Here is a 20,497-nt window from a genome sequence, read left to right on the forward strand (position 1 = left end):
GCGCCATCAGGCGCGGCGCGCAGGTCGTCGGGTCTCGTGGCTGCGATCACGCCGGCCGGTAGTGGTCCTGCATCGGGTAGCGCCGCGCGTACAGCGCGAACACCAGCGCCGCCAGCAGCGCGAAGCCGGCGAAGAAGAACATCAGGAACGCGGTCTCGCTCAGTCCGGTCAGGCCGATCTGCGACGTGACCACCTCGTTGCGTACCGCGGCGTTGCTCAGCAGCACCCACAGGTTGCCGATCGTCACCGACAGCATCCAGAAGCTCATGATGCTGCCCTTCATCGACGGCGGCGCCTGGCTGTAGGCGAACTCGAGACCGGTCGCCGACACCAGCACCTCGCCGAAGGTCAGCAGCGCGTACGGCAGCACCTGCCAGACGATCGTCACCGGGTCGCCGCCGTCGATCGCCAGCTGCAGCATTCCCGCGACGATCCACGCCAGCCCCGAGAACGCGATGCCCGCGCCCATGCGGCGCAGCGCGGTCGGCTGGAAGCCCATGCGCCGCAGCGCCGGGTACAGCACCAGGTTGTTGAACGGGATGATCAGCATCACCAGCGCCGGGTTCAGCGCCTGCATCTGCGCCGACTGGAACCACGAGGGCTTGGTCATCAGCTCGCCCTGCAGCACCCAGGTCGAGGCCTTCTGGTCGAACAGCGACCAGAACGGCGTGACCAGCGCGAACACGATCAGGATCCGCAGCACTGCGCGCACGCCGTCGACGGCTTCGTCCGGGTGCAGGCCGCGCGCGCGCTCGAGCTGCATCGACGTGCCCAGGCCGCCGAACGCCAGCAGGAACACGATCGCCAGGCAGAACGCCGACACGAAGCCGAGCTTGCCGATGAACCCGAACGCCACCAGCGACAGCACGATGCCGAGCGCGGCGACCCACAGGCCGGGACGCCCGGCGCCCGGCCGCTGCGCGAGCAGCGCGCTGCGCGAGACGTTGAGGAACGAATGCGGGTTCGGCGGCGACGGCGGCAGGTGCACGTACTTGCGGCGGCCGGCCCAGAAGATCACCAGCGCGATGAACATCAGCAGGCCGGGGATGCCGAACGCCACCGACGGGCCGTAGTTCTTCAGGAACACCGGCATCAGCAGCGACGCGAAGAAGCTGCCGAAATTGATCGTCCAGTAGAACGCGTCGTAGACGACCTTGGCCTTCTGCTCGTTCGACTTGTCGAACTGGTCGCCGACGAACGCCGAGACCAGCGGTTTGATGCCGCCCGAGCCCAGCGCGATCAGGAACAGGCCGGTGTAGAAGCCGGTGCGGTTGTCCTCGAAGATCGCCAGGAACGCATGGCCGATCACGTAGACGATCGACAGCCAGAAGATGGTGTTGTACTTGCCGAAGAACCGGTCGGAGATCCACCCGCCGAGCAGCGGGAAGAAGTACACGCCGATCACGAAGGTGTGGAACACGTCCTTGGCGATGCCCTGGCGCTCGGCCTCCGGCGCCATCGACAGGATCACGCTGGTGATCAGGAACGGCACCAGGATGTTGCGCATCCCGTAGAAACTGAACCGCTCGCAGGCCTCGTTGCCGATGATGTAGGGGATCTGCCGGGGCATCGGGCCCTGGCCGGCGGCGGTCGCGGCGGCGGTGGTCGTCATCGTTGGCGGTCCTGCGGGTGCAAAGCCGCAAGCCTACCCGATCGACCGCGTGCGCGGCTTTATGGACTGGGGCGGACCGGCCGTGCGCCGCCGCACGGGCTGCAGCGCCGTGGCGCGGCGCTCACTACATCCAGCCGGCGGTCAGGGCGCGGCCGGCGCGCGGCTGGCCGGCGCGCGGCTGGCCGGCTCGCGGTAGCGGAACGTCAGCCACAGGCCGACGGCCGCGGCGTAGCAGAGGTTCGGGATGAACGCGCGGTCGAGCCGTGCGCCCTCGGTCGAGAGCGCGACGAAGTTGGTGTAGGCGGCCTGCGACAGGGTGAACGCGGCGACCATCAGCATCAGGCGGATCCACACCGGCTCGCCGAGCCGAAGCGCGAGGATCGTCGCCTCCGACACCAGCACGCCGACCAGGAACGGCAGCACGCCGCCGATCAGCACCACGTCGACGGTACTGCCCTGCCCGCGCGCGGCCAGCATCAGGTCGGCGAACGTCAGCTGCAGCGGGCGCATCACCAGGAACGCCAGCAGCCCGGTGCAGAACGCCATCAGCCGCACGTACTGCTCGGCGCCGCTCGAGCGCGCGATGATCCGCACCGCGATCCAGATCTGGCTGGCGATCGTCAGCAGGATCAGGGCCTGCTGCAGCACCAGGAACGCATCCCACTCCATGTGTGCACCGTGGTTCTTCCGTGACGCCCGCAGCATAGCCGTCGTGGCGCGCGGCTGCAGGGCGACGGCGCGCTGCGCGCCGTGCTCAGCCGCTCAGGCCCACTCGGTCAGGCCTTCGCGCTCGTACAGCGTCTTGAACGACGGCCGCGCCTTCAGCCGCTGCGCCAGCGCGCCCAGGTGCGTCCATTCGTGCGCCGGCTTCGGCATGCCGCGCGACCAGCGCATCAGCATGACCAGGTAGAAGTCCGCGCCGCTCAGGCGCTCGCCGAGCAGGTGCGGGCCGTGCGCGGCCAGGTGCGCGTCGAGCCGGTCCCACGCCGCCTCGATGCGCGGGCGCACGTGCTCGCGCGCGGCGTCGGCCTGCGCGTCGCCGGCCGCTTCGCCCGGGTACCACCAGATCCGGAACAGCGGCTGCACCACATTGGCCAGGTGGAACATCCACTGCAGAAACTCGCCGCGCCGCGGGTCGTCGACGGCGGGCGCCAGCCCCGCGTCCGGATGCGACTCGGTCAGCATCATCGCCAGCGCCGCGGCCTCGAAGCGCGGCTGGCCGTCGACGACCAGCGTCGGCACCACGCCGTTCGGGTTCAGCGCCAGGTACGCGGCGCTTTTCTGCTCACGCGCGGCGGTATCGACCTTGTGCAGCGCGTGCGGCACGTCGAGCTCGATCAGCAGCCAGTGCACGAGCAGGCTGGCGGCGCCGGGGGCGTAGTACAGGGTGTGCATGCGGTCGATCCGTAGGCGGTCGGCGGGGCCGCCACGATGCCAGATCGCGACCGCCGGCCCAATGGCCGCAATCCGCAACCCAGCGTGACGCGTGGGGCGGCAATGGCGCGCAGGGGCTCGGCTACCATCGGTGCCCTGTCGATTGCAGGAAGACCCGATGACCGCTTCGCCGATGCGCGTGCCGCGCGCTGCCCTCGTGCCCGCTGCGCTTGCGCTCGCCGTCGCCGTGCTTGCTGTGCTGCCGGCCACCGCGCGCGCCGCCGACGCCCCGCTGACCACCGAGGCCGAACGCAGCGGCTTCGTGCGCACCGGCCGCTATGAAGAGGTCATCGCGCTGTGCGACGCGTTCGCCGCCCGCTACCCCGACGCCGTGCGCTGCGAGACCTTCGGCACCACGCCCGAGGGCCGGCCGATGAAGCTGCTCGTCGCGACCCGCACCGGCGCGTTCACGCCGGAAGCCGCGCGCGCCAAGGGCCTGCCGGTTACGCTGATGCAGGGCGGCATCCACGCCGGCGAGATCGACGGCAAGGACGCCGGCTTCCTCGCGCTGCGCGAGGTGCTCGACGGCACCGCCGCGCGCGGCGCGCTCGACCGCCAGGTGTGGCTGTTCGTGCCGGTGTTCAACGTCGACGGCCACGAGCGCTTCGGCGCGTGGAACCGCCCCAACCAGCGTGGCCCCGAGCAGATGGGCTGGCGGACGACGGCGCAGAACTACAACCTCAACCGCGACTACGCCAAGGCCGACAGCGCCGAGATGCAGGCCATGCTCGGCGTCCTCAACGCGTGGGACCCGCTGGCGTACATCGACCTGCACGTGACCAACGGCGCCAAGTTCGAGCACGACATCTCCATCCAGGTCGAGCCGTTCCACGGCTTCGACGAGGGCCTGCGCGCGGCCGGCAGGACGCTGCGCGACGGCACCATCGCCGCGCTGGCCAGGCAGGGCTCGCTGCCGCTGCCGTTCTACCCGTCCTTCGTGCGCACCGACGACCCGACCTCGGGCTTCGAGGACGGCGTGTCGGCGCCGCGCTTCTCGCAGTCGTACGTCGCCACCCGCAACCGCCTCGGCATGCTGGTCGAAACGCACTCGTGGCGGCCGTACCCGCACCGCGTGCGGGCGACGCGCAACACCGTGGTCGCAGTGCTGGGCCTCGTCGCCAGGCACGGGCCGCAGTGGCTGCGCGCCACGCGCGAGGCCGACGCGCGCGCCGCCGCGCTCGGCGGCAAGCCGGTGCCGCTCGACTACAAGGCGACGGACCGCGTGCGCACGATCGACTACCGCGGCTATGCCTACACGCGCACGCCGTCGGACGTGTCCGGCGCGCTGATGACGCGCTACGACGAGAGCAAGCCCGAACTGTGGAAGGTGCCGCTGCGCGACGAGATCGTGCCCGGCCGCGTCGTCGACGCGCCGAAGGCCGGCTACCTGGTGCCGGCCGCGCACGCGGCGATGGTCGCCACCAAGCTCGACCAGCACGGCGTCTCGTACCGCCGGATTGCCTCGCCGCTGGACGACGCCGCGGTGCAGGCGTTCCGCGCCGAGTCGGCGAGCTTAGGCGCGCAGTCCGTCGAGGGCCACCAGCGCGCGACGGTGACCGGCGGCTGGCAGGCGGAGACGCACGACGTCGGCGCCGGGGCGCTGTTCGTGCCGATCGCCCAGCCGAAGGCGCGGCTGGTCGTCGCCCTGCTGGAGCCGCAGGCGCCCGATTCGCTGGTCGGCTGGGGCGCGTTCAACAACGCGTTCGAGCGCAAGGAGTACATGGAGGACTACGTCGCCGAGGAGGTCGCCCGCGGGATGCTGGCGCGCGACCCGACGCTGAAGGCGCGCTTCGAGCAGCGCGTGCGCGACGACGCCGCGTTCGCCAGGGACCCGCAGGCCCGCCTGGACTTCTTCTACCGCCTGCACTCGGCCTGGGACGAGCGCTACAACCTGTATCCGGTGCTGCGCACCGACACGTCGCCCTGACCGCCGGGCGCGCAGCGGGGCCGACGCTATCCTTGGCGCCGGTCCCCCGCCGAGGTTCCGCCATGCGCCGCACCCTGCTCCAGAGGTCCGTTGCCGTCGCCGCCGCCGTGGCCGCGACGTTCGCCCTCGCCGCCTGCCAGCCGGCCGCGAACCCGCCTGCCGACGCGCCTCCCGGCGAGGCTGCTGAGGCCGGGCCGGGTTCGCCCGCGGCGCCGGCCACCGACACCGGCGTTTCCGACATCCGCGGCACTGCCACCTACCGCGAGCGCATGCGGATGCCGCCCGGCACCGCGCTGACGGTGCAGCTGATCGACACCCGGCTCGCCGACACGCCGGCGGCGGTGGTCGCCGAGCGCCGCTTGGACGACGCGAGCGGCCCGCCGTATGCGTTCGTGCTGCCGTTCGATCCGGCCAAGCTGCGGCCCGGCGGCGACTACGGCCTGCACGCCAGCCTGCGCGCCCCGGACGGCCGGCTGGCCTTCGTCACCGACACGCGCGTCGCGGTCACGCCCGGCAGCGCGGCGCCGGTCGAGCTGCTGCTCAGGCGCGTGGCCTCCAGCGACGCCGCGCCGGCCGCGCGCCCTTCGCCGTGGGACGCGGCCAGGGCGCGCGGCGTGGCGTTCCGCGGCATCGGCCAGGAGCCGGGCTGGCTGGTCGAGGTCGGGCGCGGCGACGCGCCGTCGCTGCACGCGGAGCTGGACTACGGCGAGCGCATCGTCGACGTCGCGCGCGCCACGCCGCAGGGCGACCGCTACACCGGTCGCACCGCGGACGGGATGGACGTGGCGCTGCTGATCGAGCGCACGGCGTGCAGCGACGGCATAAGCGGCGAGGCGTTCCCGGCCACCGCCACCCTGACCGTCGGCGGCCGGCAGTACCGGGGCTGCGGACGCTTCCTCGATCCGTAGTGCGCGCCGCTGGGCGCGGGCCGCTCAGCGCTTCTGGTACTTCCAGTGCCGCGGCTTGCCGTCGGCGAGCCATTCGACCGCCTGCGCGATGCGGCGCTGGCGGGTGTCCTCGCGCTTGGCCTCGACGATCCATTCGACGTACTCGCGCCGGTGGCTCGGCGCGAATGCCTCGAACGTCGCCTGCGCCATCGGGTTGCCGCGCAGCGCGGCGGCAAGGTCGTCGGGCACCGGCAGCGCGGCCTTCGTGGCGGAGGCGCGCGTCGCGCGCGCGGGCGCGCCGCTGTCGATCAGGCGCATCGCCTCGCGCACGTAGCCGGCCATCTCCCGCTTGCCCGGCAGGTCGGCGAGCGCGGTCAGGCGGCCGAACTGGCCCATCGCCGTGGCGCCGTCCGGCTGCCCGCCGGCCGCCGGCGCCGCGCTCGGCGATGCCTCCGTGCCGCGCCCGCCGACGACGCGGTCGCCGTGCCAGAACCCGAACGTGGCGTGCTGTTTGAACGCGGCCATCGAGCACAGGATCCTGCCGCGGTAGGTGAAGCTCGGCATGGCCCACTTCAGCGTTTCCTCGACGTCCGGGCAGGCGCGGTGCACGCGCTCGCGAAGCTCACGCAGGATCGGCTGTGCGAACGGGGCGGCGCGCTCGATGTACGCGTCCACGCGCGGGTCGGTCACGGGCGGCATCGCGGGTCCTCCGGGGGCGGCGTCGGCGGCCAGTCTGCCGCGATTTCCGCGTTGAGCACGGGAGACACCACGGAGAGCGACGGATGGACCAGCGGACAGGGGCGGCCGGCAGCGGCGCCGAACGGCGCGATGGGCAGCGCAAGCCGACGGCGCTGTGGCGCGCGCAGCTCAACGAGGCGCAGGAGATGACGCTGCACGAGCTCGAGCGGTTCGGGTGGGAGCTGAAGTTCGTGCGGCGCCGGCCGTTCCAGGACCCGGTGCCGGTGGTGTTCGACGGGGACCGCCGCAGCTTCGCGGTGCTGAAGCTCGACGGATCGCTCGACGAGGACCCGGGCTTCGACATCCGCGATCAGGCCAGCGGCCAGCTCGCGACGCAGGCGTAGCCGCGGCCGGGCTCGCTGCGCAGCAGCGCGAAGCCGTCGACGGCCCAGCGCAGCGGCGGCAGCGCAATTGCGTCCGGCAGCCGCCGCAGGTCGCGCTGCACGGTAACGTGCGGCCGGAAGTCCGCCGCCCGCGGCGGAACCACGCCAGCGGCTTCGAGCGACCCGACCACCGCGGCCCGCAGCTGTCGCAGCGCCGCGGGCACGGTCGACGCGCCCAGCCAGCCCACGCGCGCGCCGGGGAACGCGCCGCCGGCGTCGAGCACGAGCTCGAACGGCGCGGCGCGGACGGCGTCGCCGGCCGTGCGGGCCGCGCGCTCGAGCGGATCCTCGGCACCGGTGGTCGCGCCGAGGAACACCAGCGTCAGGTGCAGCCGCGATGCCGGCACCGGCCGGCCGTCGAGCGCGGCACGCCTGCGGAAATCCTCGGCGCATTCGGCCAGCGCGGCGCGCGTGGCGTCGTCGGGCCGCAGCGCGAAGAACAGGCGCGCCGCATCACGGGCCGACCCCTCGATCACGTGCGGCTCAGGGCTTTGGCGGGCGCGCCGCGCCGAGGTGCGTCGCCAACGCGCCCAGCTGCTGCGCCTGCACGCGGTCGACCACCGGCGCGAACTTCGACAGGTCGTCCGGCGTGTAGCCGCCGACGCGGTAGTGCAGCGTGATCCGGGTGCCGCCTTCTGCCGCGGCGAAGCGCCACTCGAGCGCGCCGTGCACGCCCATGCCCTGCAGCGGCCCCAGCCCGCCGGTCATGCGCAGCAGCGCGCCGGGATCGACATGGGTCACGCTCATGTGCCAGGCCTCGCGTGCGCCTGCCTTCTCGCACAGGCAGCCTCCGGCGCGCGGCTCGATCGACAGGGTCGAGTCCGCGCCCCACCAGGTGTGGTCGCGCGGCCACCAGCGGTCGATCTCGCCGACCAGCCCGCGCCACGCGGCGTCGGCATCGACCGGCACAACGACGCTGTTCTCGATCGTGAAGCCGGCCGGCGTGGCGTCCTTGACCGCGGCGGGCGCGGCGGTGGCGGCGCAGGCGAACGCGACGAGGGCCAGCGCGCGGAGCGCGCGCAGGCGTACGGGGGGCGTGGGTGTCGTCATCGCGGCGGACCGGCAGGCGGCCGATCGCCGCGCCGCCGATTAACGCGCCGGCGCCGCGTGCCGGCAAGTGCGCCGCGGCCCGCTGCCCCGCGATCCGGCGCCCGGGCGAGCCCGCCCCGCGGCGCACGCGACTCAGGCGTCGAGCTCGCTCCAGCGCGCGTACGCGGCGTCGAGGTCGGCCTGCACGGCGGCCAGCCGCGCGGTGTGCGCGCTCATCGCGGTCGCGTCCTGGTGGTAGAAGGCCGGGTCGTTCATGCGCGCGGTCAGCGCGGCGACCTCGCCCTCCAACGCTTCGATCCGCGCCGGCAACTGCTCGAGTTCACGCGATTCCTTGTAGCCGAGCTTGCGCTTGGCCGGCGCGGGCGACGGCGGCGTGACTGCTGCGGCGACGTGCGCGGCGCTGACCGGCATCGAGCGCGCGCCCGGCGCGACCGGCGCCGAGACCACGGGCCGCTGGCGTAGCCAGTCGGTGTAGCCGCCGACGTACTCGCCGACGCGGCCGTCGCCTTCCATCACCAGGGTCGAGGTCACCACGTTGTCGAGGAAGTCGCGGTCGTGGCTGACCAGCAGCAGCGTGCCCGGGTAATCGGCCAGCAGCTCCTCGAGCAGCTCCAGCGTCTCGACGTCGAGGTCGTTGGTCGGCTCATCCATCACCAGCAGGTTCGACGGCTGCGCGAACAGCTTGGCCAGCAGCAGCCGGTTGCGCTCGCCGCCGGACAGCCGGGTGATCGGCGCGCGCGCGCGTTCGGGGGTGAACAGGAAGTCCTGCAGGTAGCCGATCACGTGCTTGTGCTTGCCGTTGATCTCGACCGACTCGCGGCCCTCGGCGACGTTCTCCAGCGCGTTCCAGTCCTCGCGCAGCGTGGCGCGGTACTGGTCGAAGTACGCGACCTGCAGGTTGCTGCCCAGCCGCATCTCGCCGGCGGTCGGCGCCAGCTCACCGAGCAGCACCTTCAGCAGCGTGGTCTTGCCGCTGCCGTTGGGGCCGATCAGGCCGATGCGGTCGCCGCGCAGCACCACGGTGTCGAGGTCGCGCAGCATCGGCGCGCGGCCCGGGTACGCGAACGACACGCCCTTGGCCTCAATCACCTTCTTGCCCGACGCCTCGCCCTGCGCGACTTCCATGCGCACGTTGCCGGTCAGCTCGCGGCGCTGCGAGCGCTCGCTGCGCATCGCCTTGAGCCGGCGCACGCGGCCTTCGTCGCGGGTGCGGCGGGCCTTGATGCCCTGCCGGATCCACACTTCTTCCTGCGCCAGCAGCTTGTCGAAGCGGGCGTTTTCCTGCGCCTGCGCGTTGAGGCGCTCCTCGCGGCGGCGCTCGTAGTTGGCCCAGTCGCCCGGCCAGCTGGTCACCTGGCCGCGGTCGATCTCGACGATGCGGGTGGCGAGCGCGCGCAGGAACCGGCGATCGTGGGTGACGAACACCAGCGCCCCGCTCCAGCCCTTCAGGAACGTCTCGAGCCAGTCGATCGCCTCGATGTCGAGGTGGTTGGTCGGCTCGTCGAGCAGCAGCACGTCCGGCGCCGACACCAGCGCGCGCGCCAGCAGCACGCGGCGCTTCATGCCGCCGGACAGGCCGCCGAACGCCGCGTCGCCGTCGAGGCCGAGCCGGGTCAGCGTTTCGGTCACGCGCAGGTCCAGCGACCAGCCCTGCGCGGCCTCGATCTTCGCCTGCACCTCGGCGAGGCGGTCGGCGTCGAACTCGTCGGCGTGGATCAGGTGGTGGTACTCGGCCAGCCAGCCGCCGAGCTCGCCGAGGCCGGCGGCCACCACGTCCCAGACGTCGCCGCCGGCGTCGCCGGGCACTTCCTGCTCCAGCCGCGCCACGCGCACCCCGCCCTCGACGACGATGCGGCCGTCGTCGGGGTGGATCTCGCCGTCGATCAGGCGCAGCAGGGTCGACTTGCCGGCGCCGTTGCGGCCGATCAACGCGATGCGCTCGCCGGCGTCGATCGACAGGGTGACGTCGGCCAGCAGCAACGGGCCGCCGACGCCGTAGTCGACGTTGTTCAATGTGATCAGGGACATCCGGACATTCTACGGGGTCGCTGCCGCCCGGCCGCGGCGCGTTCTGGGCGGATCGATAGTGAAGCGCCGGAAAACGCGTCTGGATGCGACGCCGGGGTGCCACGCGGGCGCGGCTCGGGAGGCCGCAAGCGCGCTACACGTGGGCGATCCACTGCCGCAGGATCGTGGCCATCGCGTCGCGTCGCGCCGCGAGCTCCTCGGCCCCGCGAACGCTCAGCGAAGCGCGATCGGGGCCGAGCCACACCAGCAGGCGGTGCGGGTCGGCGATCGCGCCCGCCGGAATCGTGCGGCCGCGCCGCGCGCCCAGGTGCAGGATCAGCTGCACCACGTCGGGCGCGCGCAGGTGCATCGTCGCGAAGTGCTCCGAGGTGCGGAAGCTCGGCGCGTTCCACTTGATCTCCTCGCCGATCGCCGGATCGACGCCGAACACCAGCGACCGCAGCGCGACGATGGCGTCCTTCAGCGGGTGGTCGAGCCCGGCGACGAAGTCGTCGACGGTGGTCGCGGCCGGGCGCGGCGTGTTGCGGCTCATGCGATCTGGAGGAGCACGGCGTGGGGACACCCAGCGTAACGGCCCAACGCTGCGCAGCGCGGGCCTCCACCGCCGGTGCGCAAGCCCGGCACATCGCGCGAGCCCCGCCGTGGGGCATGCCGACCGGCTCCACGGCCCCGCGCCTGCACGGGGCTTTCGCACCGGCGCAGCCGCGGGCGAGACTGCCGCCATGACGACCGTCCCCGCCGCCCGCCCCAACCACCCCCGCGTCCGTCCCTCGCCCGCGCGCTGCGCGCTGCTGCTGGCCGTCACCCTCGGCTGGGCCTGGGCCGGCTCGGTGTTCACGCCGTGGGCGCTCGACCTCGACCATCGGCTGTGGCTGTTTGATGCGCTGTACTACCTGCGCTTCGTGCTGCTGGCGTGGGGGCTGTTCGAAGCGGGCGTCGCGATCGCCGCGCTCGCCGCACGCCGTCGCCCGGTCCGGCCGATGCGCGCGCTGGCGCTGCTGACGACCGCGGCCGTGGTGGCGACGCTGGCGCTGCAGTGGGGCGAAAGCGACGCCGGCGTGCGGTTGGCGATGCGCTTCAGCGCGCCCGCGCTGGCGGCCGAACGCCGCGCCGCGGACAGCGACGCGCGTCGCCGGGTCGGCGGCTGGATCGTCGACACCCGCCGGCACCCGTGCGGCCCCGACCAGCCGTGGCTGTGGCTCGGGCGCCCGTTCGGCGGCGGCACCGGCACCAGCCGCGCGCTGGTCCACGCCGGCGACGCCGTGCCGCTGGCGCCGCCGGGCGACGCGTTCCGCTTCCGCGCGCTCGGCGACGGCTGGTGGCTGGCCTACCAGCACGGGGCGCGCTACGCCGAGGGCGCCCCGGCGTCGGCGCCGTGCGCCCCCGGCACGGCCGTGGCCTCGCATGCCGACGGGCTGGCCTTCCTAGTCGACGGCCAGCGCTGACGCCTGCACGCCCGACCCACTGGCGCCTGCCTCGCGGAGCACGCTGCGCGTGGGCAACCGGCCGTCGCCCGGTCACCCCAACATGCTCCCCCGCTCCCGCCCGCTCCCGCCGGCGGGAGCGGGCTGGGGTGGGGGCCGCAACGACACGGCGGACGCCTACCGCGTGAGGGTTCTCCCCTGCCCGCGCGGGGGTTTTGCCGGATGCCCCGGGCGGCGGGACCGGCGGAGAGTCGACGGCATCCTTCCACCGGAGCGCCGCCATGACCGCCCGCCACCGCACCGCCCTTGCCCTCGCGATCGCCGCCGGGCTCTCGTTCGCCGGCTCCGCCAGTGCCGATGCGCTGATCTCGCCCGACCTGCAGAAGCGCATGGCGCTGTACCCCGCGCACCAGGTCATCGTCACGTTCAGCGACAAGTCGCAGGCCAGCAAGCTGTCGACGCTGACCCACGACCTGGTGCCGCTGAAGGTGCTGCCGATGGTCGGCGCCACGCTGACCTCGTCGCAGATCCGCCAGGTCGCCGCGTGGCCGGGCGTGGAGAGCATCTACTTCAACGCGCCGCTGAAGTACTTCAACTACGGGGCGGGCGAGTACACCGGCGCCCACAAGGTGCAGGACTTCATCGGCCTGACCGGCAAGGGCTCGACGATCTCGGTGATCGACTCCGGCGTCGACGCGACTCACCCCGACCTGCCGATGGGCACCAAGGTCATCCAGAACGTCAAGGTCGTCGGCGACCTGGGCCTGGCCGGCACCACGCTGTACCAGGAGAACGTGCCCAACACCGACACCAGCAGCGGCCACGGCACCCACGTCGCGGGCACCGTCGGCGGCACCGGCGCGGCCTCGGCCAACGACCCGCGCCGTCCGAACTACCACGACGGCAACGCGCCGGGCTCGAAGCTCGTCGGCCTCGGCGTCGGCGAGGCGATCAGCATCCTGTTCGCGCTGGAGGCTTTCGACTACTCGCTGGCCAACCGCGACCAGTACGGCATCAACATCATCACCAACTCGTGGGGCAGTTCGGTCAGCGTCTACGACCCGAACAACCCCATCAACAAGGCGAGCTACGAGGCTTACAAGCGCGGCATCGTGGTGACGTTCGCCGCCGGCAACGACGGCCCGGCCGACGACACGCTGAACCCGTACGCGATCGTGCCGTGGGTCATCAACGTCGGCTCCGGCACCAAGACCGGCGGGCTGTCGAGCTTCTCCAGCCGCGGCGTCGCCGGCGACTTCTACAAGCACATCGACGTGGTCGCGCCGGGCTCGAGCATCATCTCCGCGCGCGCACCGAACACCCCGCTGCCGCTGACCGGCCCGGTGGTCGACGCCACCGACCCGAGCTACTCGCTGTACTACGCCAGCCTCAGCGGCACCTCGATGGCGACGCCGTTCGTCGCCGGCGCCGCCGCGGTGTTGCTGGAAGCCAATCCGGACCTGTCCCCCGACCAGATCGAGGACATCCTGATGCGCACGGCCAACGACATGGGCCTGCCGTACCACGTGCAGGGTGGCGGCTACATCGACATGGTCGAGGCCGTCGACCTGGCGTCGCGCACGCCGGGCACGCGCGCCGAGTTCCTGCAGGGCGTGACCCGCTGGTCGAGCCAGGGCCGCTGGAACAGCGCCGCCGACGGCAACGCCCTGATCAGCTACACCGGCAACTGGTCGACCGTCAGCAGCGCGACCGCGACCGACGGCGCCTACCGCAAGGCCTCGGTGACCAAGAAGTCCGCACCGGTGCTGGCGCTGGCGTTCGAGGGCGACGCCGCGCAGATCCTGTACCCGCGCGACGCCAAGGGCGGCCTGGCCGACGTCTACGTCGACGGCAGGAACGTCGGCCGCATCAGCTACTACGCGGCCAGCGCCGACAACGCCGGGCGCTTCCCGCTGCGCGGCTTCGGCAAGGGTCTGCACAAGGTCGAACTGCGCGGCGTGCAGGGCAGCATGTACTTCGACGGCGCGCTGACCGAAGGCCAGCTGTACCCGACCAACACCACGGTCACCGAGACCACCGCGACGTACACCGGCACGATGGGCCCGTCGGCCGAGAACCTGGAGATCGACGAGTTCGCGTTCGAGGTGCCGGCCGACGCGATCGGCATCCGCGCCACGCTCGGCTGGAGCGGCGGCGTCGACATCGACTTCTCGCTGGTCGACCCGGACGGCAACGAGATCGCCAGCGGCGCGTCGCTCGCCAATCCCGAAGTGCTCGAGGCCGCGGTCAGCAAGCCGGGTACCTACACGTACCGGGTCAAGGGCTACGCGACGGTCCTGGCCAACTACACGCTGACCAGCACGGTCACCCGCGCCACGACCACGGTCGCTCAGTAACGGCGCCGCGCGCAGCTCGCCCCGGGTTCGCCCGGGGCACACCGTCCACGCGGGTCCCCTCGTCGTGGCACCCCTGGCAGGGCCGATGCAGGACGCATCGGCCCTGTTTCTTGTTGTCAGCGCGGCGCTACGAGCTGCACGACAGCATCGAACAGCCGGCCTTCGTGCGCGCCCAGTCCGGGCGCCGCTGCGCGAACGCCTCCCGGCCGGGCTGGTCGTCGTACGGGCGTCGCATGACGTCGAGCAGCTCGGTGACGCCGGACGCGTCGCCCTGCTCGGCGCGGTCGATCGCCTGCTGCGCCAGGTAGTTGCGCAGCACGTAGCGCGGGTTGGCCGCGTGCATGCGCGCGCGGCGTGCGGCCGGCTCCATCGCGTCGGCGCGCACGCGCGCCGCGTACTGCGCCAGCCACGCCTCGAACGAAGCCGCGTGCGCATCGCGCTTGGCGTCGTCGTAGAACGCATGCGCCAGCGGCGCCAGCGATGGCGCGTCCGGGTCGACTTCGGCCAGCGCGCGGAACCACAGCGTCATGTCGACCTCGGCCGCGTGCAGCAGCTGCTGCAGCTCGCGCATGAGTTCGACGTCGGCTTCGCCGGCCTCGCCCAGCCCCAGCTTGCGCGCGGTCGCATCGAGGTCCGCCGCCGCGTACGCGTCCATGTAGCGCGTCAGCCCGGCGTTGAGCGCGTCGACCCCGTCGAACAGCGGCGACAGCGCGTGCGCGAGGCGGGTCAGGTTCCAGTACGCGACCTTCGGCTGCCAGCCGAAGCGGTAGCGGCGGCCGTTGGCGTCGGTCGTGTTCGGCGTCCAGTCGGGGTCGTAGTCGTCGATCCAGCCGTACGGGCCGTAGTCGATCGTCAGCCCGAGGATCGACAGGTTGTCGGTGTTCATGACCCCGTGCACGAATCCGACCCGCTGCCAGTGGGCCACCATTACCGCCGTGCGCGCGCAGACCTCGGCGAACCACGCGCCGTACAGCGCTTCGCCGTCGCCGGACAGGTGCGGGAAATCGCGCCGGATGCAGAAGTCGACGAGCCGGCGCAGCAGCGCGACGTCGCCGCGCGAAGCCGGCAGCTCGAAGTGGCCGAAGCGGATGAACGACGGCGCGACGCGGCAGACGATCGCCCCGGGCTCGGGCCGCGCGCGGCCGTCGTAGAACATGTCGCGCACGACCGGCTCGCCGGTGGCGACCAGGCTCAGCGCGCGCGTGGTCGGCACGCCGAGGTGGTGCATCGCCTCGCTGCAGAGGAACTCGCGGATCGACGAGCGCAGCACCGCGCGGCCGTCGGCGGTGCGGGAGTACGGCGTCGGCCCGGCGCCCTTGAGCTGCAGCTCCCAGCGCTCGCCGGCGGCGTTGACCACCTCGCCGAGCGAGATCGCGCGGCCGTCGCCGAGCTGCCCGGCCCAGTGGCCGAACTGGTGGCCGCCGTAGTTGGTCGCGAACGGCTGCATGCCGGGCAGCAGCGCGTTGCCTCCGAACACCTCGGCGAACGCCGGCGACGCGACGTCGGCCTCGCTGAAGCCCAGCCGCGCGGCCATCTCGGCCGAATGTGCAAGCAGCCGCGGCGCGGCGACCGGCGTCGGCGCCACGTCCGACCACACCGCCCCGTGCACCTGGCGCACGCCCGGCGCGGTGACCGGGTCGCCGGGCAGGTCGCGCAGCAGCGCGTTGTCGAAGCGGAGAGCGTTCATCGGGTCCTTGGGATCGAGCGGGGTGCGCAGGGGGATGGTGCACGCACCACGGGCCAACGTGGGCACCGGCGGTGACCAAGGTCGCATGCGCGCGCGATCGCCGCGACCGTATGCTCGGCGTCCCGCCCTGCCCGCCGGAACCGACCGATGACCGCACGCCTCGCCCCGCTGACTGCCACCGTGCTGCTGGCGCTCGCCCCGTTCGCGACCCGCGCGCAGGGCGCCGCCAGCGCGGCCGCATCGCCGTCGTCCGCACCGTGGACCGTCGTGCACGCCGGCCGCCTGCTCGACCGCCCGGGGCGACCGGCGCGCGGTCCGAGCACGCTGCTGGTGCGCGACGGGCGCATCGCCGAGGTCCGCGACGGCCACGTCGACGCCGGCGCGTTCGCCGGCGCGCCGGCCGGCACCGCGGTGGTCGACCTGCGCGACCGCTTCGTGCTGCCGGGGCTGATCGACAGCCACGTGCACCTGGTGTCGGACAAGGCCGGCGTCGAGGGCCAGCTCGAGGACATCTCGATGGGCGTGGCCGGCCACGCGTACGAGGCCGCGGTCAACGCACGCAAGACGCTGATGGCCGGCTTCACGACCGTTCGCAACCTCGGCGACGCCGACGGCGTGACGCTGGCGCTGCGCGACGCGGTCGCCGCGGGGAAGGTGCCGGGGCCGCGCATCGTCGACGCCGGCACGTCGATCTCGACCACCTCGGGCCACATGGACCCGACGCTCGGCTACCGCGACGAGCTGCACGCCGCGCTCGACGTGCACGGCAACACCTGCGACGGCGCCGACGACTGCCGACGCGCGGTGCGCCGCCAGGTCGCACGCGGCGTCGACGTGATCAAGATTGCCACCACCGGCGGCGTCAACAGCCGGATCGGCGCGGGCCTGGGCCAGCAGATGTTCGCCGACGAGGCGCGCGCGATCGTCGAGACCGCGCACCTGTACAAGAAGAAGGTCGCCGTGCACGCGCACGGCGCCGACGGCATCGCGGTGGCGCTGGCCGCCGGCGCCGACTCGATCGAGCACGGCACCCTGCTCGACGACGCCACGGTCGCGCAGATGCGCAAGTCCGGGGCGTACTACGTGCCGACGCTGTCGACGGTCAACGGCTACAAGGAGCGGCTCGCGCGCAACCCGGGCGCGTACACCGGCCAGGTTCGCGAGAAGATCGAGTGGCGCATCGGCATCACCGGCAAGTCGCTCGAGCGCGCGGTGCCGGCCGGCGTGCGGATCGCGTTCGGCACCGACGCCGGCGTCAGCCTGCACGGGCGCAACGCCGACGAGTTCGAGCTGATGGTCGCCCACGGCATGACTCCTACCACCGCGATCGCCGCCGCGACGGTCAACGCCGCCGACCTGCTCGGGCTGGGCGACCAGGTCGGCACGCTCGAGCCGGGGAAGCGCGCCGACCTGATCGCCGTCGCCGGCGACCCGCTGGCCGACGTGACGGTACTCAAGCAGGTGGACTTCGTGATGAAGGACGGCCGGGTCGAGAAGCCGCGGAACTGAGGCCGGGCCGGGCGCCGACGCCGCAATGACGGGCCCTACGGCCCCGTCCGGTAGACTGTGCGGTCCACGACCGGCGACCGCCGGCGCCGCCGAGTCCGACCCATGAGCGCCGAGACGCCCAGCCCCAGCGACACCCCCACCCTGAAATTCACCGACCTGGCACTGCCGGAGCCGCTGCTGCGCGCGCTGGCCGAGGTCGGCTACGAGTCGCCGTCGCCGATCCAGGCCGCGACCATCCCGCCGCTGCTGGCCGGCCGCGACATGATCGGCCAGGCCCAGACCGGCACCGGCAAGACCGCCGCGTTCGCGCTGCCGATCCTGGCGCGCATCGACCCCGCGCAGGCCAAGCCGCAGGCGCTGGTGCTGGCCCCGACCCGCGAGCTGGCGATCCAGGTCGCCGAGGCGTTCCAGAAGTACGCGCACTTCCTGCCGAACTTCCAGGTGCTGCCGATCTACGGCGGCCAGAGCTACTACCCGCAGCTGCAGGCGCTCAAGCGCGGCGTGCAGGTCGTCGTCGGCACCCCGGGGCGGGTCATCGACCACCTCGACCGCGGCACGCTGGACCTGTCCGCGCTGCGCTGCCTGGTACTCGACGAGGCCGACGAGATGCTGCGCATGGGCTTCATCGACGACGTCGAGGCGGTGCTCAAGAAGACCCCGGACACGCGCCAGGTGGCGCTGTTCTCGGCGACGATGCCGGCGCCGATCAAGCGCATCGCCCAGACCTACCTGAAGGACCCGGTCGAGGTCGCGATCAAGTCGACCACCACGACCGCGGCCAACATCCGCCAGCGCTACTGGTCGGTCAGCGGCGTGCACAAGCTCGACGCGATCACCCGGATCATCGAGGCCGAGCCGTTCGACGCGATGATCGTGTTCGCCCGCACCAAGCTCGGCACCGAGGAGCTGGCCGAGAAGCTGTCGGCGCGCGGCGTCTCGGCCGCGGCGATCAACGGCGACGTGCAGCAGGCGCAGCGCGAGAAAACCATCCAGAACCTGAAGGACGGCAAGATCGACGTGCTGGTGGCGACCGACGTCGCCGCGCGCGGGCTGGACGTGGACCGCATCAGCCACGTGCTGAACTTCGACATCCCGTACGACACCGAGAGCTATGTGCACCGCATCGGCCGCACCGGCCGCGCCGGCCGCAAGGGCGAGGCGATCCTGTTCGTCACCCCGCGCGAGCGCGGCATGCTGCGCGCGATCGAGCGGGCCACGCGCCAGCCGATCGAGCCGATGGAGCTGCCGAGCATCGAGACGGTCAACGAGCAGCGCGTCACCAAGTTCCTCGGCAAGATCGAGGAGGCGCTGCAGGGCAGCGAGCTGAACTTCTTCCGCGAGCTGGTCGAGCGCTACGAGCGCGAGAAGAACGTGCCGGCGATCGAGATCGCCGCCGCGCTCGCCCGCCTGGTGCAGGGCGATGCGCCGCTGCTGATGGCGCCCCCGCCGAAGGCCGAACGCAGCGCCGGCTTCGAGCCGCGCGAGCGCGGCGCGCGTCCCGGCTTTGATCGCCCGGGCTTCGATCGTCCGGGCTCCGACCGTCCGGCGCCGGGCCGGCCGTCGTTCGAACGCCCCGCACGCGACGATCGCGGCGCCGGTTTCCAGCCGCGCCCGCCGCGTGCGCCGTCGCACCACGACGCCGGCGGCCCGGTCGGCAACGCCGGCGAGGCGATGTTCGACGACGCCCCGGCGCCGCGCCGCGAGCGCGTCGAGCGCGCCGCGCCCGAAGCCGGCATGGAGACGTTCCGGGTCGAGGTCGGGCACATGCACGGCGTCAAGCCGGGCAACATCGTCGGAGCGATCGCCAACGAGGCCGACCTCGAGAGCCGCTACATCGGCCGCATCGACATCCGCGACGACCACACGCTGGTCGACCTGCCCGAAGGCATGCCGCGCGAGCTGATGGAGCACCTGAAGAAGGTCCGCGTTGCCGGCCAGATGCTGCGGATCAGCCGCGCCAGCGAGAGCGGCGGCCAGCAGCGCCCGCACGGCCGCCATGCCGAAGGTGGATTCGGCGACGAGCGCCGTCCGCAGCGCGGACCGCGCCCGCCGGGTGGCGCACCGCATGGCGCCGGCCCGCGCAAGCCGGGCGGCTTCGCGCCGCGCGGCAAGCCGCGTCCGCCGCGCTGACCGGCGGGCCGCGCGCGCCGCATCGTCGGCGCGCCTCCACGCGAAGCCTCCGCGGCATGTCGTCATGCCGCGGGCGCGCGCAGCGCGGCCACCGGCGCTTGGCATAGTGGCGGGCAGCCCTGCCGACCCGCGCCGATGGCCCGCCTGCTCGTCTTCCAACACGTCGCCGCCGAACCGCTCGGCACGCTCGACCCGCTGATCCGGCGGCGCGGCCACCGCGTGCGCTTCGCCAACTTCGAGCGCCACCCCGACGCCGAGCCGAACGTCGACCGCTACCGCGGCCTCGTCGTGCTTGGCGGCCCGATGAACGTCGAGGACCACGCGCACCGCGCGCACCTGCGCACCGAGATGCGCGCGATCGAGCGGATGCTGCACCAGGGCAAGCCGGTGCTGGGCATCTGCCTTGGCGCGCAGCTGCTGGCGCACGTGCTCGGCGCGCCGGTGCGGCCGCACCCGCGGCCCGAGGTCGGCTGGGTGCCGCTGCACGCCACCGACGCCGGCCGCTCCGATCCGGTGCTCGCGCCGCTCGGCGAAGTCGCGCCGGTGTTCCAGTGGCACCGCTACAGCTTCGACGTGCCGGCCGGGGCGACCCACCTGGCGCGGACCGAGCACTGCGAGTCGCAGGCGTTCCGCTACGGGGACAGCGCCTACGGCTTCCAGTTCCACCTTGAAATGGACGAGCGGCTGGTCGATCGCTGGCTCGCCAACCCCGCCTATCGCGAGGAGCTGGCCGCCTTCGGCCACGCGACCGACGAGGCGACGATCCGCGCCCACACCCGCGAGCACATCGACGCGATGAAGGCCCGCGCCGACGCGGTGTTCAACGGCTTCCTCGACCTGGTCGGCCGACCGCAGCGCCGTCGCGTGCTGTGGTCGACCGACTAGCCGCGCGGTCGCGTCAGCGCAGCCGACGCACGCCGATCCACTGGAGCACCGCGAACAGCGCGACCGCCCCGGCCTGGGCGAGCACGAACGCGGCCCCCAGCACCGTTGCGTCGATCCCGGGCCAGAACAGCAACGCGACGCTGTCCACGACCCACAGCGCGTTGATGGCGATCACCGCCCACGCCCAGCGCGGCCCGATGCGAGGTCGCGTCAGCAGCCACGCCAGCAGCGCGACGAACGCCACCAGCACGAAGCCGACCGCGCCGAGCAGCGCCGCCGGCAGGCCGAACCATCCAGACAGCGGCGTGGTGAACACCAGCAACGCGATGGCGGTCGCGCCGGTGGCGACGGCGTCGAGCTGCAGCGCACGGCGCAGCAGCGTGGCATCGGCGTGGCCGGCAGCGGCGGCAGGCGCGGTGTAGGCGGTAGTGTTCATGGCGATCTCC

18 protein-coding genes are annotated in these 20,497 nt (G+C 73.0%); 8 read left to right on the forward strand and 10 right to left on the reverse strand.

Annotation, left to right across the window (positions count from 1 at the left end; translation table 11 throughout):
- Nucleotides 1-46: 46 nt before the first annotated feature.
- The 3 genes from D3A60_RS09280 to D3A60_RS09290 form a co-directional block, all read right to left on the reverse strand.
- Entirely contained in the window at nt 47-1,612 is a 1,566-nt protein-coding gene (locus D3A60_RS09280; protein ID WP_119718389.1) for a POT-type proton-dependent oligopeptide transporter, read from the reverse strand.
- Nucleotides 1,613-1,753: 141 nt separating this feature from the next.
- On the reverse strand, nt 1,754-2,281 hold the full coding sequence (locus D3A60_RS09285; protein WP_119718390.1) for a hypothetical protein: 528 nt from the start codon (nt 2,279-2,281) through the stop codon (nt 1,754-1,756).
- A gap of 93 nt (nt 2,282-2,374) precedes the next feature.
- On the reverse strand, nt 2,375-3,007 hold the full coding sequence (locus D3A60_RS09290; protein WP_119718391.1) for a glutathione S-transferase family protein: 633 nt from the start codon (nt 3,005-3,007) through the stop codon (nt 2,375-2,377).
- Between the two features lie 196 nt (nt 3,008-3,203).
- Between D3A60_RS09290 and D3A60_RS09295 the strand changes: the two genes are divergently transcribed.
- Together D3A60_RS09295 and D3A60_RS09300 are read left to right on the forward strand one after the other, a co-directional pair.
- Nucleotides 3,204-4,973: a M14 family metallopeptidase gene (locus D3A60_RS09295; protein ID WP_407062779.1), complete on the forward strand. Its 1,770-nt coding sequence runs from the start codon at nt 3,204-3,206 to the stop codon at nt 4,971-4,973.
- A 62-nt stretch (nt 4,974-5,035) separates the two neighbouring features.
- Nucleotides 5,036-5,881 carry a YbaY family lipoprotein gene (locus tag D3A60_RS09300; RefSeq protein ID WP_119718392.1) on the forward strand — a complete coding sequence of 282 codons (846 nt, stop codon included), beginning with the start codon at nt 5,036-5,038 and terminating at the stop codon, nt 5,879-5,881.
- A 24-nt stretch (nt 5,882-5,905) separates the two neighbouring features.
- On the opposite strand, the gene D3A60_RS09305 is transcribed toward D3A60_RS09300, so the two are convergent.
- The gene (locus tag D3A60_RS09305; RefSeq protein WP_119718393.1) at nt 5,906-6,559 is read right to left on the reverse strand and encodes a YdeI/OmpD-associated family protein; all 654 of its coding nucleotides are present in this window, start codon (nt 6,557-6,559) and stop codon (nt 5,906-5,908) included.
- An 83-nt stretch (nt 6,560-6,642) separates the two neighbouring features.
- On the opposite strand from D3A60_RS09305, the gene D3A60_RS09310 reads away from it, so the two are divergent.
- Nucleotides 6,643-6,942 (forward strand): hypothetical protein, encoded by a 300-nt coding sequence (locus tag D3A60_RS09310; RefSeq protein ID WP_119718394.1) that lies wholly within the window; start codon nt 6,643-6,645, stop codon nt 6,940-6,942.
- On the opposite strand, the gene thpR is transcribed toward D3A60_RS09310, so the two are convergent.
- The 4 genes from thpR to D3A60_RS09330 form a co-directional block, all read right to left on the reverse strand.
- Nucleotides 6,909-7,457 (reverse strand): RNA 2',3'-cyclic phosphodiesterase, encoded by a 549-nt coding sequence (gene thpR / locus D3A60_RS09315; protein ID WP_119718395.1) that lies wholly within the window; start codon nt 7,455-7,457, stop codon nt 6,909-6,911. The two genes, D3A60_RS09310 and thpR, sit on opposite strands and share 34 nt — an antisense overlap.
- A gap of 7 nt (nt 7,458-7,464) precedes the next feature.
- Nucleotides 7,465-8,031, reverse strand: a complete 567-nt coding sequence (locus D3A60_RS09320) for an SRPBCC family protein (RefSeq protein ID WP_119718396.1) — start codon at nt 8,029-8,031, stop codon at nt 7,465-7,467.
- Between the two features lie 132 nt (nt 8,032-8,163).
- Nucleotides 8,164-10,059 carry an ATP-binding cassette domain-containing protein gene (locus D3A60_RS09325; protein ID WP_119718397.1) on the reverse strand — a complete coding sequence of 632 codons (1,896 nt, stop codon included), beginning with the start codon at nt 10,057-10,059 and terminating at the stop codon, nt 8,164-8,166.
- 133 nt (nt 10,060-10,192) lie between these two features.
- The gene (locus tag D3A60_RS09330) at nt 10,193-10,591 is read right to left on the reverse strand and encodes a DUF1801 domain-containing protein (protein ID WP_119718398.1); all 399 of its coding nucleotides are present in this window, start codon (nt 10,589-10,591) and stop codon (nt 10,193-10,195) included.
- A 190-nt stretch (nt 10,592-10,781) separates the two neighbouring features.
- On the opposite strand from D3A60_RS09330, the gene D3A60_RS09335 reads away from it, so the two are divergent.
- Nucleotides 10,782-11,504 (forward strand): hypothetical protein, encoded by a 723-nt coding sequence (locus D3A60_RS09335; RefSeq protein WP_119718399.1) that lies wholly within the window; start codon nt 10,782-10,784, stop codon nt 11,502-11,504.
- Nucleotides 11,505-11,764: 260 nt separating this feature from the next.
- Nucleotides 11,765-13,840, forward strand: coding sequence for a S8 family serine peptidase (locus D3A60_RS09340; protein ID WP_119718400.1), 2,076 nt, complete (start codon nt 11,765-11,767; stop codon nt 13,838-13,840).
- Between the two features lie 127 nt (nt 13,841-13,967).
- Here D3A60_RS09340 and D3A60_RS09345 read toward each other — a convergent pair whose 3' ends face one another.
- On the reverse strand, nt 13,968-15,527 hold the full coding sequence (locus D3A60_RS09345; protein WP_119718401.1) for a protein adenylyltransferase SelO: 1,560 nt from the start codon (nt 15,525-15,527) through the stop codon (nt 13,968-13,970).
- A 147-nt stretch (nt 15,528-15,674) separates the two neighbouring features.
- On the opposite strand from D3A60_RS09345, the gene D3A60_RS09350 reads away from it, so the two are divergent.
- The 3 genes from D3A60_RS09350 (at nt 15,675) to D3A60_RS09360 (ending at nt 20,051) form a co-directional block, all read left to right on the forward strand.
- A complete protein-coding gene (locus D3A60_RS09350; protein ID WP_119718402.1) occupies nt 15,675-17,036 on the forward strand; it encodes a metal-dependent hydrolase family protein in 1,362 nt (453 codons plus the stop codon).
- Nucleotides 17,037-17,138: 102 nt separating this feature from the next.
- Nucleotides 17,139-19,166, forward strand: coding sequence for a DEAD/DEAH box helicase (locus D3A60_RS09355; RefSeq protein WP_119718403.1), 2,028 nt, complete (start codon nt 17,139-17,141; stop codon nt 19,164-19,166).
- Between the two features lie 135 nt (nt 19,167-19,301).
- Complete coding sequence (locus D3A60_RS09360) at nt 19,302-20,051, forward strand: type 1 glutamine amidotransferase (protein WP_119718404.1); 750 nt, start codon at nt 19,302-19,304, stop codon at nt 20,049-20,051.
- Between the two features lie 13 nt (nt 20,052-20,064).
- Here D3A60_RS09360 and D3A60_RS09365 read toward each other — a convergent pair whose 3' ends face one another.
- Nucleotides 20,065-20,487, reverse strand: a complete 423-nt coding sequence (locus tag D3A60_RS09365) for a hypothetical protein (protein WP_119719063.1) — start codon at nt 20,485-20,487, stop codon at nt 20,065-20,067.
- Nucleotides 20,488-20,497 lie beyond the last annotated feature (10 nt).

Origin of the sequence: Cognatilysobacter tabacisoli (assembly GCF_003586305.1) — a bacterium.
GTDB lineage: Bacteria > Pseudomonadota > Gammaproteobacteria > Xanthomonadales > Xanthomonadaceae > Cognatilysobacter_A > Cognatilysobacter_A tabacisoli.